This is a genomic window from Janthinobacterium sp. BJB304, from assembly GCF_002735765.1.
GTDB lineage: Bacteria > Pseudomonadota > Gammaproteobacteria > Burkholderiales > Burkholderiaceae_D > Janthinobacterium.
On sequence record NZ_PDZN01000015.1, the window covers coordinates 180,717 to 193,863 of the forward strand.

The 13,147-nt window shown below is 60.1% G+C and carries 18 protein-coding genes and 1 other RNA gene; 10 read left to right on the top strand and 9 right to left on the bottom strand.

Going from position 1 to position 13,147, the window contains the following annotated elements; translation table 11 throughout:
- Nucleotide 1 precedes the first annotated feature (1 nt).
- Nucleotides 2-976, top strand: coding sequence for an ABC transporter permease (locus CSQ95_RS18765; protein WP_092714916.1), 975 nt, complete (start codon nt 2-4; stop codon nt 974-976).
- 60 nt (nt 977-1,036) lie between these two features.
- Nucleotides 1,037-1,999 (top strand): ABC transporter substrate-binding protein, encoded by a 963-nt coding sequence (locus tag CSQ95_RS18770; protein ID WP_070292077.1) that lies wholly within the window; start codon nt 1,037-1,039, stop codon nt 1,997-1,999.
- Nucleotides 2,000-2,316: 317 nt separating this feature from the next.
- On the opposite strand, the gene CSQ95_RS18775 is transcribed toward CSQ95_RS18770, so the two are convergent.
- The 3 genes from CSQ95_RS18775 to CSQ95_RS18785 form a co-directional block, all read right to left on the bottom strand.
- On the bottom strand, nt 2,317-3,261 hold the full coding sequence (locus CSQ95_RS18775; RefSeq protein WP_180279100.1) for an SMP-30/gluconolactonase/LRE family protein: 945 nt from the start codon (nt 3,259-3,261) through the stop codon (nt 2,317-2,319).
- A 63-nt stretch (nt 3,262-3,324) separates the two neighbouring features.
- Nucleotides 3,325-3,567, bottom strand: coding sequence for a hypothetical protein (locus CSQ95_RS18780; RefSeq protein WP_070292076.1), 243 nt, complete (start codon nt 3,565-3,567; stop codon nt 3,325-3,327).
- On the bottom strand, nt 3,564-4,322 hold the full coding sequence (locus CSQ95_RS18785) for a hypothetical protein (RefSeq protein WP_070292074.1): 759 nt from the start codon (nt 4,320-4,322) through the stop codon (nt 3,564-3,566). The genes CSQ95_RS18780 and CSQ95_RS18785 overlap by 4 nt, the downstream gene beginning before the upstream one ends.
- Before the next feature lie 249 nt (nt 4,323-4,571).
- Between CSQ95_RS18785 and CSQ95_RS18790 the strand changes: the two genes are divergently transcribed.
- A complete protein-coding gene (locus tag CSQ95_RS18790; RefSeq protein ID WP_070221783.1) occupies nt 4,572-4,814 on the top strand; it encodes a hypothetical protein in 243 nt (80 codons plus the stop codon).
- A 45-nt stretch (nt 4,815-4,859) separates the two neighbouring features.
- On the opposite strand, the gene CSQ95_RS18795 is transcribed toward CSQ95_RS18790, so the two are convergent.
- Nucleotides 4,860-6,014: a sensor histidine kinase KdpD gene (locus CSQ95_RS18795; protein WP_099410604.1), complete on the bottom strand. Its 1,155-nt coding sequence runs from the start codon at nt 6,012-6,014 to the stop codon at nt 4,860-4,862.
- A 181-nt stretch (nt 6,015-6,195) separates the two neighbouring features.
- Nucleotides 6,196-6,552, bottom strand: a complete 357-nt coding sequence (locus CSQ95_RS18800) for a hypothetical protein (RefSeq protein ID WP_070313726.1) — start codon at nt 6,550-6,552, stop codon at nt 6,196-6,198.
- Nucleotides 6,553-6,740: 188 nt separating this feature from the next.
- Between CSQ95_RS18800 and CSQ95_RS18805 the strand changes: the two genes are divergently transcribed.
- Nucleotides 6,741-8,342: a sensor domain-containing diguanylate cyclase gene (locus tag CSQ95_RS18805; protein ID WP_099410605.1), complete on the top strand. Its 1,602-nt coding sequence runs from the start codon at nt 6,741-6,743 to the stop codon at nt 8,340-8,342.
- Between the two features lie 183 nt (nt 8,343-8,525).
- On the opposite strand, the gene CSQ95_RS18810 is transcribed toward CSQ95_RS18805, so the two are convergent.
- Both CSQ95_RS18810 and CSQ95_RS29200 read right to left on the bottom strand, forming a co-directional pair.
- Nucleotides 8,526-8,894: a hypothetical protein gene (locus CSQ95_RS18810; RefSeq protein WP_070221780.1), complete on the bottom strand. Its 369-nt coding sequence runs from the start codon at nt 8,892-8,894 to the stop codon at nt 8,526-8,528.
- Nucleotides 8,895-8,945: 51 nt separating this feature from the next.
- Nucleotides 8,946-9,164, bottom strand: a complete 219-nt coding sequence (locus CSQ95_RS29200; protein ID WP_143450006.1) for a hypothetical protein — start codon at nt 9,162-9,164, stop codon at nt 8,946-8,948.
- Nucleotides 9,165-9,349: 185 nt separating this feature from the next.
- Here CSQ95_RS29200 and CSQ95_RS18820 point away from each other — a divergent pair, with 185 nt between their 5' ends.
- The 6 genes from CSQ95_RS18820 to CSQ95_RS18845 all read left to right on the top strand — a co-directional run bounded on the left by CSQ95_RS18820 (nt 9,350) and on the right by CSQ95_RS18845 (nt 12,177).
- On the top strand, nt 9,350-9,928 hold the full coding sequence (locus CSQ95_RS18820; RefSeq protein WP_099410607.1) for a hypothetical protein: 579 nt from the start codon (nt 9,350-9,352) through the stop codon (nt 9,926-9,928).
- A complete protein-coding gene (locus CSQ95_RS18825; RefSeq protein ID WP_070221777.1) occupies nt 9,907-10,206 on the top strand; it encodes an EI24 domain-containing protein in 300 nt (99 codons plus the stop codon). Before CSQ95_RS18820 ends, CSQ95_RS18825 begins: the two co-directional genes overlap by 22 nt.
- A gap of 12 nt (nt 10,207-10,218) precedes the next feature.
- Complete coding sequence (locus tag CSQ95_RS18830) at nt 10,219-10,671, top strand: HD domain-containing protein (RefSeq protein ID WP_099410608.1); 453 nt, start codon at nt 10,219-10,221, stop codon at nt 10,669-10,671.
- Between the two features lie 283 nt (nt 10,672-10,954).
- A complete protein-coding gene (locus CSQ95_RS18835; RefSeq protein WP_099410609.1) occupies nt 10,955-11,416 on the top strand; it encodes a penicillin-insensitive murein endopeptidase in 462 nt (153 codons plus the stop codon).
- Nucleotides 11,417-11,428: 12 nt separating this feature from the next.
- A complete protein-coding gene (locus CSQ95_RS18840) occupies nt 11,429-11,797 on the top strand; it encodes a hypothetical protein (RefSeq protein ID WP_070221774.1) in 369 nt (122 codons plus the stop codon).
- A complete protein-coding gene (locus CSQ95_RS18845) occupies nt 11,791-12,177 on the top strand; it encodes a hypothetical protein (protein WP_083287169.1) in 387 nt (128 codons plus the stop codon). The genes CSQ95_RS18840 and CSQ95_RS18845 overlap by 7 nt, the downstream gene beginning before the upstream one ends.
- A gap of 271 nt (nt 12,178-12,448) precedes the next feature.
- Here the strand turns inward: CSQ95_RS18845 and ssrA are convergent.
- Together ssrA and CSQ95_RS18855 are read right to left on the bottom strand one after the other, a co-directional pair.
- Nucleotides 12,449-12,809, bottom strand: a transfer-messenger RNA (tmRNA) gene (gene ssrA / locus CSQ95_RS18850).
- 91 nt (nt 12,810-12,900) lie between these two features.
- A partial coding sequence (locus CSQ95_RS18855) for an HAD family hydrolase (protein WP_143450008.1) occupies nt 12,901-13,147 on the bottom strand: 247 nt, incomplete at its 5' end.

The window sequence follows — 13,147 nt, forward strand, 5'->3', positions numbered from 1 at the left end:
AATGAATAAAGAACTGATCCAAAAATTCGCCGCGCTGGGCAGCCTGTCGCTGTTGCTGCTGGTGTTTTCCCTGACCAGCAACGCCTTTTTCTCCGTCAGCAACGGCATGAGCGTGGCCTTGCAAGTCACGTCGATCGCCTACCTGGGCATAGCCGCCACCTGCGTCATCATCACGGGCGGCATCGACCTCAGTTCCGGCTCCGTGCTGGCGCTGGCCGGCGTGGCCGCCGCGCTGCTGGTGAAAAGCGGCGTGCCCGTGCCGGCCGCCATGCTGGGCGGCGTCGTGGTGGGCGCCATGTGCGGCGCCGTCAACGGCTTTTGCATCACGCAATTGAAACTGCCGCCCTTTATCGCCACGCTCGGCATGATGCTGATCGCACGGGGCCTGGCGCTGCAGGTGACGGGCGCGCGCGCCATTTCCGGTCTGGGCGAGTCGTTCGGCGAACTGGGCAACGGCGTGCTGTGGCGCATCGAGCGCGACACGGGCGGCACGTTTCCCGAAGTCGTGTTTCCCGGCATTCCGTATCCCGTGGTGCTGATGGTGGTGATCGCCGTGGCCGTGTCCATCATGCTCAGCCGCACCACCTTCGGCCGGCATATCTATGCCGTTGGCTCGAATGCGGAAGCGGCGCGTCTGTCGGGCGTGAAGGTGGGCCGCGTGACCCTGCTGGTGTATACCCTGTCCGGCGCCTTGTCGGGCCTGACGGGTTGCGTGCTGATGTCGCGCCTGGTGACGGCGCAGCCGAACGAAGGCGTGATGTATGAACTCGATGCGATCGCCAGCGCCGTGATCGGCGGCGCCTCGCTGATCGGCGGCATCGGCACCATCTCCGGCACCGTCATCGGTTCCTTCGTCATCGGCATCCTGCGCAACGGCTTGAACATGAACGGGGTATCGAGCTTTATCCAGCAAATCATTATCGGACTGGTCATCCTGCTGACCGTCTGGATCGATCAGAAGCGCAACCGCGCCTGATGCAGCAAGCAGTACGCCATGAAGTCAATCCACCAAATCTATAATTAAATGAGGACGACAATGAACACCTTCAAAGCCTTCAACACCGTCTTGCTCGGTCTGTTGACCGCAGCCTCTGCCCTGAGCGCCAGCGCTGCCTTCGCCGCCCCGGGCGAGATCGCAGTGATCGTCAAGACGACCAATTCCAACTACTGGCAAAACGTCAGGAAGGGCGCCACGGCCAGCGCCGCCGATGCCAAGGGCTACAGCCTGACCTTCCAGGGGCCTGCCTCGGAATCGGCCATTGCCGACCAGGTCAGCATGGTGGAAAACGCCGTCACGCGCAAGGTGGCCGGCATCGTGCTGGCCGCGTCGGACCCGGACGCGCTGGTGCCGGCCCTGAAGAAGGCGTGGGAAGCGAAGATTCCCGTGGTGCTGATCGATTCGCTGGTGGCCGACAGCGGCAAGCGCTATTACCAGTCCTTCCTGTCGACCGACAATGAAGCAGCCGGCGAGCAAAGCGCCAAGGCCCTCATTTCGCAGGTCGGCAAGACGGGCAAGATCGCCGTGATGTCGTACGTGGCGGGCGCCGGTTCCGAGACGGGCAGGGTGGGCGGCTTCAAGCGCTATATCGAAAAGAACTCGCAGCTGCAGATCGTCGGCACGTATTACTCGCAGTCGCAGATGGCCACGGCGCTGAACCAGACGACCGACGTGCTGGCCTCGAATCCGGACTTGAAGGGCATCTTCGGCGCCAACGAGCCGACGGCCGTGGGCATGGGCCGCGCCATCGCGCAGGCGGGCAAGGCAGGCAAGGTGATCGCCGTGGGCTTCGACGGCAATGAAGACCTGAAAAACTTCGTCAAGGACGGCACCCTGTATGCGACCGCCGTGCAGGGTTCGTACTCGATGGGCGCGCTGGGTGTGAAAACCCTGGTCAGCCTGATCGAGGGCAAGAAGGTCGCGCCCTTCGTCAACACGGGCGTGGTGATCGTCACCAAGGCCAATGTCGATCTGCCGGAAGCGAAGAACGTTTTATATTGAGCCTCAGCCGATCGTCAGGCGCTGCTTCAATTCCTTGAGCAATCGTGGCATGGCGGGACCACGTCGGCTTGCTACTTGGTTCGTCGGCTTACGCCGTTCCGGCTAAGCCGACCTACCGGGCGTGCGCATGCATCGCGTCATGCGCAGCCAGGACCATGTCGGCTTGCTATTTGGTTCGTCGGCTTACGCCGTTCCGGCTAAGCCGACCTACCTGGCCTACCCGGCCTGCGCATGCATCGTGGCGTAGAGTAGGTCGGCTTGGCGCGCAAGCGCGTAAGCCGACATCGCGCCATGCGCTGCCAGCACCACGTGGCTTGCTATTCGGCCTTGCGGCGCTCCTGCGCCCGCTGCCATTCGAGGCCCGGGCGGTCGACGCGGAATTGCAGCAAGCGGCCCTGCACCACTTCCGTCACGTAGGCCGTGCGGCCATCGGGGCCGCCGAAGGTGATGTTGCTGGGCTTGGCGCCGGGCACGCTGATCTCGCGCAGGATGCGCCCTTGCGGCGACAATTTCACCACCGTGCCCTTGCCGTAACGCGTCACGTAAAGGTTGCCGTCGACGTCCACGCGCATGCCGTCCATGCCGAAATCGTCGAACTTGATCAGCAATCGCTTGCCGCTCAGGCTGCCGTCCGCGGCGATGTCGTACATCCAGATATTGCGCTGCACGCTTTCATTCACATACAAAATCTTGCCGTCGGGGCTCACTTCGATGCCGTTGGCCGTGCCCATGGTGTCGAGCGCCAGTGTCACCGTGCCGTCGGCTGCGATGCGCCACACGCGGCCCGTGTTTTCCTTCCAGTTCGGGTCGCTCGCATACAGCACGTCGTCGGCCGTGATGGCGATGTCGTTCGGCTGCGTCATGCGCGGCTCGCGCGCGTGGATGGTCAGCGCGCGCGTGGCCGGGTTGACCAGGTAAATCGTGTGCTCCATGTAGTCGGCCAAATACATCTGGCCGCGGCTGCCGAAGCGGATGCCGTTGGCGATGCTGGTGCCGGGCAGGGTCAGGTACACCTCGCCCGTGCCGCCGGGGCTGACCTTGCCGATGGTCTGCTGGCGCGCAAAGTTGACGGCATAGATATTGCCATCCGCATCCACGGCCGGGCCTTCGATGCCCTTGGTAAAGGAATGCGCGGGCGTGAAAGTGGTGGCGAGGAACAGTGCCTCGTGCGCGGGCTGGCTGGCGCAGGCGGACAGGCTGGCCAGCGCTGCGGCCAGCACGGCGGCGCGCAGCGACGGCAGGACGGTTCGAAAATCGGGCATCAAGGTTCTCTATATGGCAAGGGTGGCGTATGTTACCCGACGCGCGCCAGGCGGGGCGCCAGTCTATGCCGCCACGACGACGAGGTCGGGGAAATTGTCCTGCCAGCCATCCCATGCATCCTGCAGGTGCGCGTGCATGCCGGCCCGGTCTTGCGCCTGATCAAAGGTGTCCGCGCTGGCCAGCAGAAAATGGGCAATGGCGCGCAAGGTGGCCGGGTCGGCCTGGATGGTCACGTCGGAACAGGGCAGGGGCCGTTCTGCGGCCTCGTCCTGCAGATAACAGTGCAGCGATAAATGTGTGCTCATGAGCTTCGGTGGCTGATGTAGGCGCCCAGCATGGCGTGTGCGTTCAGTGCGGCGCGGGCCGCTTCCAGTTCTCCGGGCTGCAGGTACCAGAAGATCCAGCCGGCATGGTCTTCGCAGCGGCCATGAGCTTGCATCGCAGCGCGCAGCGCTTGCCGGCGCCCGGGCGGCAGCGCATCCAGCCTGGCTGGCGTGAAACCGTTGATGGGATAGACATCGCGCAGGTGCGCATCTTGCAACCCGCGCCGCTTGATGGCGGCCCAGTTATTTGCGGGGCAAGGCGTGCCAAAGGTCATCGGGTGGGCCTCGTCGACCTGCCGGTAGCCGAGTGCGTAACCGGTGCCATAGCCCTGCGTTTCAGCGTAGCAGTACAGATACTCGCAATGGTCAAACAGGCCGGGTATGGCCCGCGCACCGTCGAACAGCGGCGCCAGCGCAAGCTTGCTGGCGCGGATGGACAGAACCAGCTCCGAGCCCGATGAATACATGGCTTGCGCGTCGCAGTTGACGGCCTCGTCAGCTTCGTCGGGCGGCACGATACGCGGCGAAAGCAGGCCGATGCCGTTGGTCTCTGGCGCGAACAGCATCTTCTCGTAATTGCGCTGTGAGTACTTGACGATCTTGCCGCGCTTGTTGCCGTAGCGCTCGACGGATTCGCCGATGTGCTCGAACCAGGCGAACAACTGCGCGCTGGTCGTGGCGGGAATAAAGGGGCTATTTTTCTTGAATTCGCCTACGAGGAAGTGATATTGGTCCATATGTCGTTATTAGGAATGGGCAACGCGCATGATGCCATGCGCGGGCACATGGCGCTAGCGTGTACACCGTAGCGATGGCGCCGGACGGGCGGGAGAGAAAAAGATGCACGACAGGACGGCGCAATGGCTGGCTTGAGGCGTATGATGGAAATACGGATGTGGTTGCCGCAAGGCAGTGCGACGGGCATGGGGCGCACATCTTGCAGGTTTTTTTCGTGTTTTTGGCAGCAATGACAACGAGGAGACATCATGGACAAACCCGAATTCATCCTGGCCGCGAAAGCCATGGAAACGCTGGAGATGTATCAGACCTTCTACGGCCATTCGCAGGAATACCAGGCGCACCAGCAGGAAGTGCTGAAACTGCTGCGCCACAAGGGCGCATCGCTGCTGGTGTCGGAACATGGCCCGGCGAAGTTCCTGCTGGCCTTTGCCGATGCGCTGGAAGCGGCCAGCTTGCCGGGCGAGTATGTGCCGCTCAGCCGCAGGTGAGGCGAGCCTGTCCCGGTGGGATGCCGCTTTCTGCCGGGATAGTCCCTAGCCGCCGTTCCCTCTGCCATTCAGCGCCACCCTGGGCAGGCGCACGGTAAATACCGTGCCGGATTCCAGGCTCGACTCGGCGCCGATGGTGCCGCCGTGTGCGCTGGCGATTTCACGCGCGATAAACAGACCCAGGCCGATACTGGTGGCGTTGGGTGCCTTGTGATCGTCGGAAATGGCCAGCTGCACCAGGGGATCGAAAATGCTCTTCAGCGAGCTTTCCGGGATCTGGTGGCCGAAATTTTTCACCTGCACCACGGCCGTATCGGCATCGCCGCAGGCCGTGATGGTCACCGGCTGGTCGTCGGTGCGATATTGCGCGGCATTATTGAGCAAATTGGAAAACAGCTGGGCCAGGCGGGCCGCATCGAAGTCGCCGATCATCTCGCCCGTGGTGCTCAGCTCGAATTTGCACTGCGGGTGGGCGGCCGAGGCATCTTCGACGGCCGTCTTGCAGATTTCCCCCAGATCGCCCAAGGTGGGTGAAATGGGCATGCGTCCCCCCAGCTGTGTCCTGGCGAATTCCAGCAGATCGTTCACCATGGTTGTCATGGTCGCTGCGCTGCGGGCGACCCGCGCACCGATCTGTACCGTGGAAGAAGAGCTCGCGCTTGGCCTGCTCAGCAGCGCACCGGCCATCGTCATTGTGCTCAGCGGACTGCGCAGATCGTGGCTGAGGATGGCGAGAAAGGTATTGCGGGTCCGGTCGCTCTGCTGCGAATAGCGTATGGCCGATTCCTGCAGCGCCTGGTCTATCGCTTCATTGAAGCGCAAGATGTCTTGCGTCGCCGTTTTCGTCGTCACCGACACCTGTGCCATCCACAGGCGCAGGACGCTGGCCCGCATCGCGCGAAATTCCGCCGTCAGCTGCGGCAGCGTGAAGCCGATCTGCTGGCGCAGCGAGCCATGCGTGGCGGCTGCCGTCTCCTTGCCCGTGATTTCCGACACGCCCGTGGTCGATTTCTTTTTTCTCTGCGCCGCGCTTTCGATGACATCCATGTCGCGCACGATGGTTTCCAGCATCTGTTTCGCATGATCGCGCAATTCGGCCTTCGAAATGGCATTGCCCGGAATAGGAAGCGACCTGGCGAAAAGTTCCCACTCTTCCAGGATCGGCTCCAGATGGCCGGTAATAAAGCGCGATAATTTCACTGTGGACCGATGTGTTGATGGAAGAGGAGTCAGTGTACGCTGTTGCGGTGAGGGATGGGGGATTGGGTTCTGCTCCGGGTGCCGTATGCAGGCAGAGTCGCTCAGGCAGAAGCATCCGGCAGGCTGTGCGCCGGTAGAATGAGGCGGCCTCTGGTTTTAACGGTGCCGGACGGCGTCCAGGCTAGCAGATCGCTCCATACATCCCTTTTCCCGTACGTAAATCGAGTCCGAAATAGCATGCGTATCCCGCCTCTTTTGTATGAACGCAGCTAATGTCCCCCCTGCGCCGCTCCCGGTAGTCTGCTGAGGTGCTGCACGCCTGTTCCTGTTTCACATCGGGGCCGAGCTGGGCAAACAGTTCCCGTGCCAATTCCCCTTTGACCATGATTGCCACTTTCCGGTCGTTTCGCGTGGGCGGCAGCATTTCGGACAGCGTTCCGCCATAGATCTGATAGTCACCCCGCAAGGGGCGTGGTTCACCAGTCCATGCCGGCGGCTTGTCCGCGGCTTGGGAAGGTAAGAATACAGCGAGCGCCATGGCGCAGCATGCAAGCCGAGTATGCATCAGTGCTCTCCGATATAGCACTCACCGATGCCATGGCCGAGGGGAGACGTGGCCCAGCAAGTGTCATGGTGACTTTTTTATATCATGTTTGTTACCAAGTGTGAGTATGTCGCTGCCTATTTCGTGCACACTTTGCCGGATATCAAACCGGGAGTGTATCCATGACCAGGTCACGCAGCTTGCCGCCACGATTGTTGGGAGCGGGCTTCCGGGGATTTTCCTTGCTGCCGCTGGCGATCTCATTTGTCGTGCTCGTATGCCTGTCTCTCCTGGCGACCCAGTTATGGATGACCTTGCGTGCACGCGAGGTGCAATTGAATGAAGCGGCCCGAGAAAGCGCCAATCTGGCGCAATCTGTTGCCCAGCATGCTTATGACACCATCAAGGAGGCCGATACGGTGCTGGTTGGCCTGGTGGAAAGGGTGGAGGCGGACGGTGTTTCCGACCTTGAACTGGCCCGTATCCATAAATTGCTGGTCACCCGCGTAGCCGAGCTGCGGCAGCTGCACGGCATCTTCGTCTATGCCAGGGATGGCAGCTGGCTCGTGAACTCTCAGAAAACCTTGTTGAGCAATCTGAACAATTCCGATCGAGATTATTTCAACTACCATCGAACGCATGATGATCGGGGGCCTTATGTCGGCCCGCCCGTGCGCAGCAAATCGACGGGGGACTGGATAGTCACGGTATCGCGGCGTATCAATTTGCCTGACGGCAGCTTCGGCGGCGTGGCGCTGGCGACCATCGATATGCATTATTTCAGGCAGTTTTACGAACGTTTTTCAATAGGAGAAAAAGGCGCCATTTTCATCGCGAATGGAAAAGGCATTCTTTTATTGCGCAGGCCATTCGATGAAAGCATGCTGGGGCGCGATCTTTCGCAGTTTCCCTTATTTCATGATTATTTACCGAAAAGTCCCGTAGGCACGGCCGTGATCAAGTCGAGAGTCGATGGCGTGACGCGCATCAACAGCTATCGAAGAGTCGAAGAATATCCGCTGGTGGTCTCTGCCGCATTGTCACAGGATGAAGTCCTCGCTGCATGGCGCCTCGATACCGTGATACAAAACGCCGTGGGCGGGGTGCTGGTATTGCTGATCGCGTTTATCGGATACCGCGTGGTGCGGCTGATCGATTTGCGGGTGAAAAGCGAGGCGGGACTGCTTGAAGCGCGCAACGAGCTGGAATTGATCAATGAAACCCTGGCCCGCCTTGCCAATCAGGATGGGTTGACGGGGCTGGCGAACCGGCGCCACTTCGACCAGTCGCTGCTTGCCGAGTTCAGCCGTGCGCAGCGTGAAAATAGCTCACTTGGACTGGTGTTGATCGATGTCGACTTCTTCAAGCAATACAACGATATCTATGGCCATGTGGCCGGCGACGAGTGCCTGAGAAAACTCGGCAAGGTGGTGGCTTACAGCATGCGCCGGCCGGGCGACCTTGCGGCGCGCTATGGCGGCGAGGAAATGGTCATTTTATTGCCGGGGACGGATTTGCCGGGTGCCTTGACGGTGGCGGAAGACGTCCGCCAGGCTGTGCAATCGCTGGGAATCGAGCATCGTGGCAATCCTCTTGGCGTGGTGACGGCCAGCGTCGGTGTGGCGGCGTTGATGCCGACGTACCTGAAAAACCAGGCGGTCGAGCTGGTTGAACTCGCGGATAAGGCACTGTACAAGGCCAAGGCAGCGGGGAGAAACCGGGTCTGCCATGCGTCAGCTTGCGATCATGCCGATCAGGCTGCGACGGCTTTGGCGTTTCGATAGCCATTGTTGAAGGCTGATGGCGCTGCGTCGGGTTTGCCCTGCGCTGCGCGTGCGCCAGCCTTGTCCATATACAATCGGCAACATCCGGATCGACGTATCCGCCTCTTCATTCTGGAGTACGCTTGCAGGGACTGGAAGTCGTGCAGGATTGGCTGGGCTAAGGCTCCGGTCACCCCACGCGATCTAGCAAATCGATCCAGCAATGCTTTTGCCACTGCGCAAGTTAAAGCCGAAGTGACACCTATAGCCGTCATGATCCCGGAGACAGGAAACATTTTCCTTGTCGCGCTGCCGATAGCCTTTCTCCAAACTGCAGCGCTCTTTCGAATCCGGAGCCATCGAGTCAAACATGTCCCTGGCAACGGCCCCCGTGACCATGAAAGAAATCTTGCTGTCATGCGGTGTGGGCGGCTGTTGCTCGCCCAAGGTATTCGAATAAATCAGATAAGCCCCTTTGAACTGTTTGTATTCGCCCCAGTCGCTGCTGCCGCCTGCATAGGCCAGCGAGAATACGGTGATGGCGCCGAAGGCCACAGCCCACAGTTTTTTCATATCAGGCTCTCAGTTCCAGATGGAAATGATGGTCGTGATTTTTGAATGGTGTCACGAATGGAATGCCGGTATCGTTAAACAGCACCCTGCGCACACTGCATCGACCGCTTGCCATTCGCGTTCCACATACAGGAGGGCCATCATCATGTTTGGATGCGCGTACTTGCCCGCGCCCCTGCCCGGGGTGCCATAGACGTAATACCCTGCGTCTTCCGGAGCCTGGGGCAGGATGAAAAACCCGCGCTTGTCTCTGGGTTGAACTTCAAGCATGGTCGACTCCGCTAGGCGCAACGGTGGGGGAGTTGGTATTGTTTCGCATTTCTTTCCGCCTGGAATTGCGGGATCGCAAACAATGGCAAGCCGGAGCCAGGTTTGTTCCTTGCTCTCGGCGGCGCGTGCGCCAGCCTCGTCCATGTACAATCGGCAACATCCGGATCGACGTATCCGCCTCTTCATTGCGGAGTACGCCCGAAGGTGACACCAACATTGCAAACCTGGCTGCTGGCCTGGGGGAACCCTTCACCTGCGTCGGCCTGGGACTGCGCGATGCCCGCCATGCGGGGCTGTGGTGGCGTTTCGCGCTGTGGTGCGTGGCGGTCGTGGCGCTGTGGCTGGGACTGTATAGCAGCTTCGGCCGTTTTTTTGTCGAGCTGAGCGCCATGCTGGCGCTGGTGTCCGTTACCGGCTTGCTGGGCCTGGGCGTGATGAATGGCGTCGGGGCACTGGCCAACGGGCCGGCCACCGTCACGCAGATGGGCAATATCGCTGGCGGCCTGGGCAGCGCCGCCAAAGCCTTGCTGTCGATCGGCCAGATCGCCCTGGCGCTGCTGGCGCTGGCTGCATTTTTCTATGTGATGGTCTTTGTCGTCGGTGCCATCGGCACGGTGCGCGTGCCGCTGCGCTGGTTGTTGCTGGAGCGCGCCAAGGCCGTTGTGGCGCGCCGCTATGCCACGTGGCAAGCGCCGGCCGGCCTGGTGCATGCGCCGCGCGCCCCGCCTGACGGCGGCGCCTGTTGCTGCTGCTCTCCCTGCTGATCCCTGTGTGGGCCATGTGCGTGCTGATCGCGTACTTGCTGGCCTGGAACGTCCAGATGATCTACGGAGCGGCGGCCGCAGAGGTACTTGGCGCGGAACAGCAAGCGGCATTGCGCCGCGAACAGCGTCCGGCGATTGTTGCCCTGGGCCTGCTGTTGTGCTTGCTGATGCTCGTGCCGGTTCTCAATTTATTGGTGCCAGCCTTGCTGTGCACCAGCGTGTGCCACTTGCAGCGCCGCGGCTGGCGCGCAAGGGACACATCAATCAATGTGGAGTGAAAAGGAGTGAACATGAGTGAATATGCAAGTCGCGGCACCTTGGAGCGCGCCATTGAAATTGCCGCCGCCACCCATGCCGGCCAGACGGACAAGGGCGGCGCGCCGTACATTTTTCACCCCTTGCGCGTGATGCTGCGCGTCGCTCCCGGCGCCCAGCAAATCGTCGCTGTGCTGCATGACGTGGTGGAAGACAGCGATGGCAAAGTCACCTTCGATGACCTGGCGCGCGAAGGATTTTCCCAGGAAGTCATCGACGGCGTGCGCGCCGTGACCAAGATCGAAGGCGAGTTGTATGAAGATTTCATCGCCCGCGCGGCCTTGAACCCGGTCGGCAAGGCCGTCAAACTGGCTGATCTGGCTGAGAATAGCGATCTGTCGAGGATAGGGGAGCCGACGCAGAAGGATCTGGAGAGGATAGAGAAATATCGGAGGGCGATCGGGTATTTGCGGGGGGACGTTTTTTAGTTTCAAGGTGGCGCGGCGCACCTTTGCGCATCATCAATATCTTGGCTTCAAGTAGCGGGAACACCCGAAAACGATCCCATCAGTGTATGGATGTTTGATTCTACGCAATGCCCAGAAAATGCATAACGGCAAAAATCGTCATGTGCGCATGTTTTTTTGCGAGCGAAGGGGCGAGCTCTGCCAACTACATCGGCGCGTGACATGCTCCGTGAGATGTACGGGAGCATCACCTGGCGCCATTTGCTTTGAGCTGAGCGCTGAGGTTTTACATTCAGGAGTGCGCATGCTGGAATTGCAGCCCATGGATAGACGCGGCTACTTTAATCTTCCGCAAAGGCCGGAAGGCGCGGGTTACTACACCTATGGAACACCGCCCAATGGTGCTGGCCAGTATGCTCATCCCAAGTTGCTTTCGCTGCTATTCTTGGTTGAACATCAATGGCAGGGCATCGATAGCCGGAAAATTGGTTTTGGGAATATCAGCCTGGCTGATGGAACTCCCTACAGTGAACATAAAGGTCATCGAAGCGGAACAGACGTCGACGTCCGATTGCTTCGCAAAGACAAAATGGAGAGCGCTGTAACAAGGTTTGACACGTACTACGACCGCGATGCAACGGCACAGCTGATCCGCATATTTTTTGAATTCAGCTTTGTCCAGGTTATCTTTTTTAATGACCCCACCATCCCCCGGATAAGACCACTGATACGCCACGACGACCATTTTCATGTCACGATCAAGTAGCGGGCAGATGACATGAAACGTCTTCTCGCTGTTTTTCTTCTCTTTGTTTTGGCTACGGCCATGGCCCAATCCGCCCCCCAATGGCTATTTTCTTATCAGCCATTCAAAGGCCGCTATGCGATTTATGGCGGAAGCCTGAGCGATCCACAGCCGCCGACCAGGAAAGACAAGCGCGTCGCGTTCTGGATCGACGGCAAGGCGGCGAAACAGCTATTTGATGTGATGGGCCCCGACTTGCGCAACGCGTGCGGCGTGGATGGCGAATATCGCCTGCGCCAGCGGGCGGAAGTGAGCTGCTCCTACCATCCCCGTGATGGCCATCACTGCGACTTCGGCTTTGACCTGCTGACCGGGCGCAGCATCGGCGGCGCCATATGCTGAAACGCGTCAGTCTGATACTTGCCACTATGCTGTGCTTGCTGCTGGCGCATCAGGTCCGGGCCGTCTGGCAGTTTGTACAGAAGGATTTTTCAGGTTCGTACGCGATCTATGGCGCATATCTCGACGATGCCGTGGCCCCGGTTGCGGGCGATACCAAAGTCGCGTTTCGCTTGACGGGCACCGCCGCAAAAGACCTGTTCGAAGCCATCGGTCCGGATATGCGCGATGGCTGCGCCGATCCGCAAATACGCATTCGTAATCGTGACATGCTGCTGTGCCGATATCGATCAAAGGATGGCTATCGCTGTGATTTTGGGTTTGATTTGTCGACGGGCTTGAGTATTGGGGGAACGGTGGGTGGGGCGGTGTGCGGGGAGTAGCGAGGGTCAGGCCCGGCATACGCCCACAGCCTGAACAGCTAAGGTTGTTGTTAGGAAAAACCGCCTGCGGCGCAAAAGCCAGTCAGACGAATCGGAGAGGGTTGCGCTTGCAAGCGCAACCCGGTTTTGCGGCGCCGAGCTGCGCTCGCCGAAGGCCCCGCACAACCCCCGCGCCCGTACCGGACGCGGATGCGCTGCCCGCGCTCTGCATACATGGAATAAATAAAAAGGGCCTCCCCGCCAAAACGGGGAAGCCCTTTTATTTATTCAGTGGTGGAGACGGCGGGAATCGAACCCGCGTCCGCAAGCACTCCACAGACAGTTCTACATACTTAGCACTATCATTTAATTTAACTCAGCCAGCACGGATGTGCACGTTATGGGCAAGCGAGTTACCTATTATTTAGTCGGACGCTAAGTAACCCAGCATACGACGAGTCCCTGTAAATGACTCTAGAGCTTTTGACGGCCCACCCCAGGGACGAGGTGTTCTAGAGCTAACAGCGATTAAGCTGCCAGTGCGTACGAGTTATCGTTTGCAGTTAAGTTTTTTCAGGTTGTATTTACGAGGTAGCCCGCCCTCGGTATGCCCTGCGCTGCTTTGCAACCCACGTCGAAACCAGGTCGTCCCCACAGAACCTTCATTGTAGCGCAATCTTCACACTCTTGCATGATGCATTCGCAGTAATGGATAGAAGGCCAGGCAGATGCAGTATCAAGCCATCAAGCCGCCAGCTGCCGCTCCTGCGCCGCCTTCACCACAGTACTCACCAGCTCGAGCAACGCTTGCGGCGTATCGAGCAAATGGTCGGCGTTCCAGTGCTGCGGCTCGACGGGGCCGCAGTAGCCCCAGGCGCAGGCGACCGTGCGCATGCCGGCGGCGCGGCCGGCCTGGATGTCGCGCAGGTCGTCGCCCACGTACCAGCAGTCTTCCGGCGCCAGGTCCAGGCGGCGGGCCGCTTCCAGCAGG

Coding starts and splice junctions, on each gene's coding strand:
- CSQ95_RS18840 (WP_070221774.1), top strand. CDS start 11,429: ATGAAACGTCTTCTCGCTGTTTTTCTTCTCTTTGTTTTGGCTACGGCC.
- CSQ95_RS18800 (WP_070313726.1), bottom strand. CDS start 6,552: ATGGCGCTCGCTGTATTCTTACCTTCCCAAGCCGCGGACAAGCCGCCG.
- CSQ95_RS18845 (WP_083287169.1), top strand. CDS start 11,791: ATGCTGAAACGCGTCAGTCTGATACTTGCCACTATGCTGTGCTTGCTG.
- CSQ95_RS18835 (WP_099410609.1), top strand. CDS start 10,955: ATGCTGGAATTGCAGCCCATGGATAGACGCGGCTACTTTAATCTTCCG.
- CSQ95_RS18790 (WP_070221783.1), top strand. CDS start 4,572: ATGGACAAACCCGAATTCATCCTGGCCGCGAAAGCCATGGAAACGCTG.
- CSQ95_RS29200 (WP_143450006.1), bottom strand. CDS start 9,164: ATGCTTGAAGTTCAACCCAGAGACAAGCGCGGGTTTTTCATCCTGCCC.
- CSQ95_RS18775 (WP_180279100.1), bottom strand. CDS start 3,261: ATGCCCGATTTTCGAACCGTCCTGCCGTCGCTGCGCGCCGCCGTGCTG.
- CSQ95_RS18765 (WP_092714916.1), top strand. CDS start 2: ATGAATAAAGAACTGATCCAAAAATTCGCCGCGCTGGGCAGCCTGTCG.
- CSQ95_RS18785 (WP_070292074.1), bottom strand. CDS start 4,322: ATGGACCAATATCACTTCCTCGTAGGCGAATTCAAGAAAAATAGCCCC.
- CSQ95_RS18810 (WP_070221780.1), bottom strand. CDS start 8,894: ATGAAAAAACTGTGGGCTGTGGCCTTCGGCGCCATCACCGTATTCTCG.
- CSQ95_RS18780 (WP_070292076.1), bottom strand. CDS start 3,567: ATGAGCACACATTTATCGCTGCACTGTTATCTGCAGGACGAGGCCGCA.
- CSQ95_RS18770 (WP_070292077.1), top strand. CDS start 1,037: ATGAACACCTTCAAAGCCTTCAACACCGTCTTGCTCGGTCTGTTGACC.
- CSQ95_RS18830 (WP_099410608.1), top strand. CDS start 10,219: ATGAGTGAATATGCAAGTCGCGGCACCTTGGAGCGCGCCATTGAAATT.
- CSQ95_RS18805 (WP_099410605.1), top strand. CDS start 6,741: ATGACCAGGTCACGCAGCTTGCCGCCACGATTGTTGGGAGCGGGCTTC.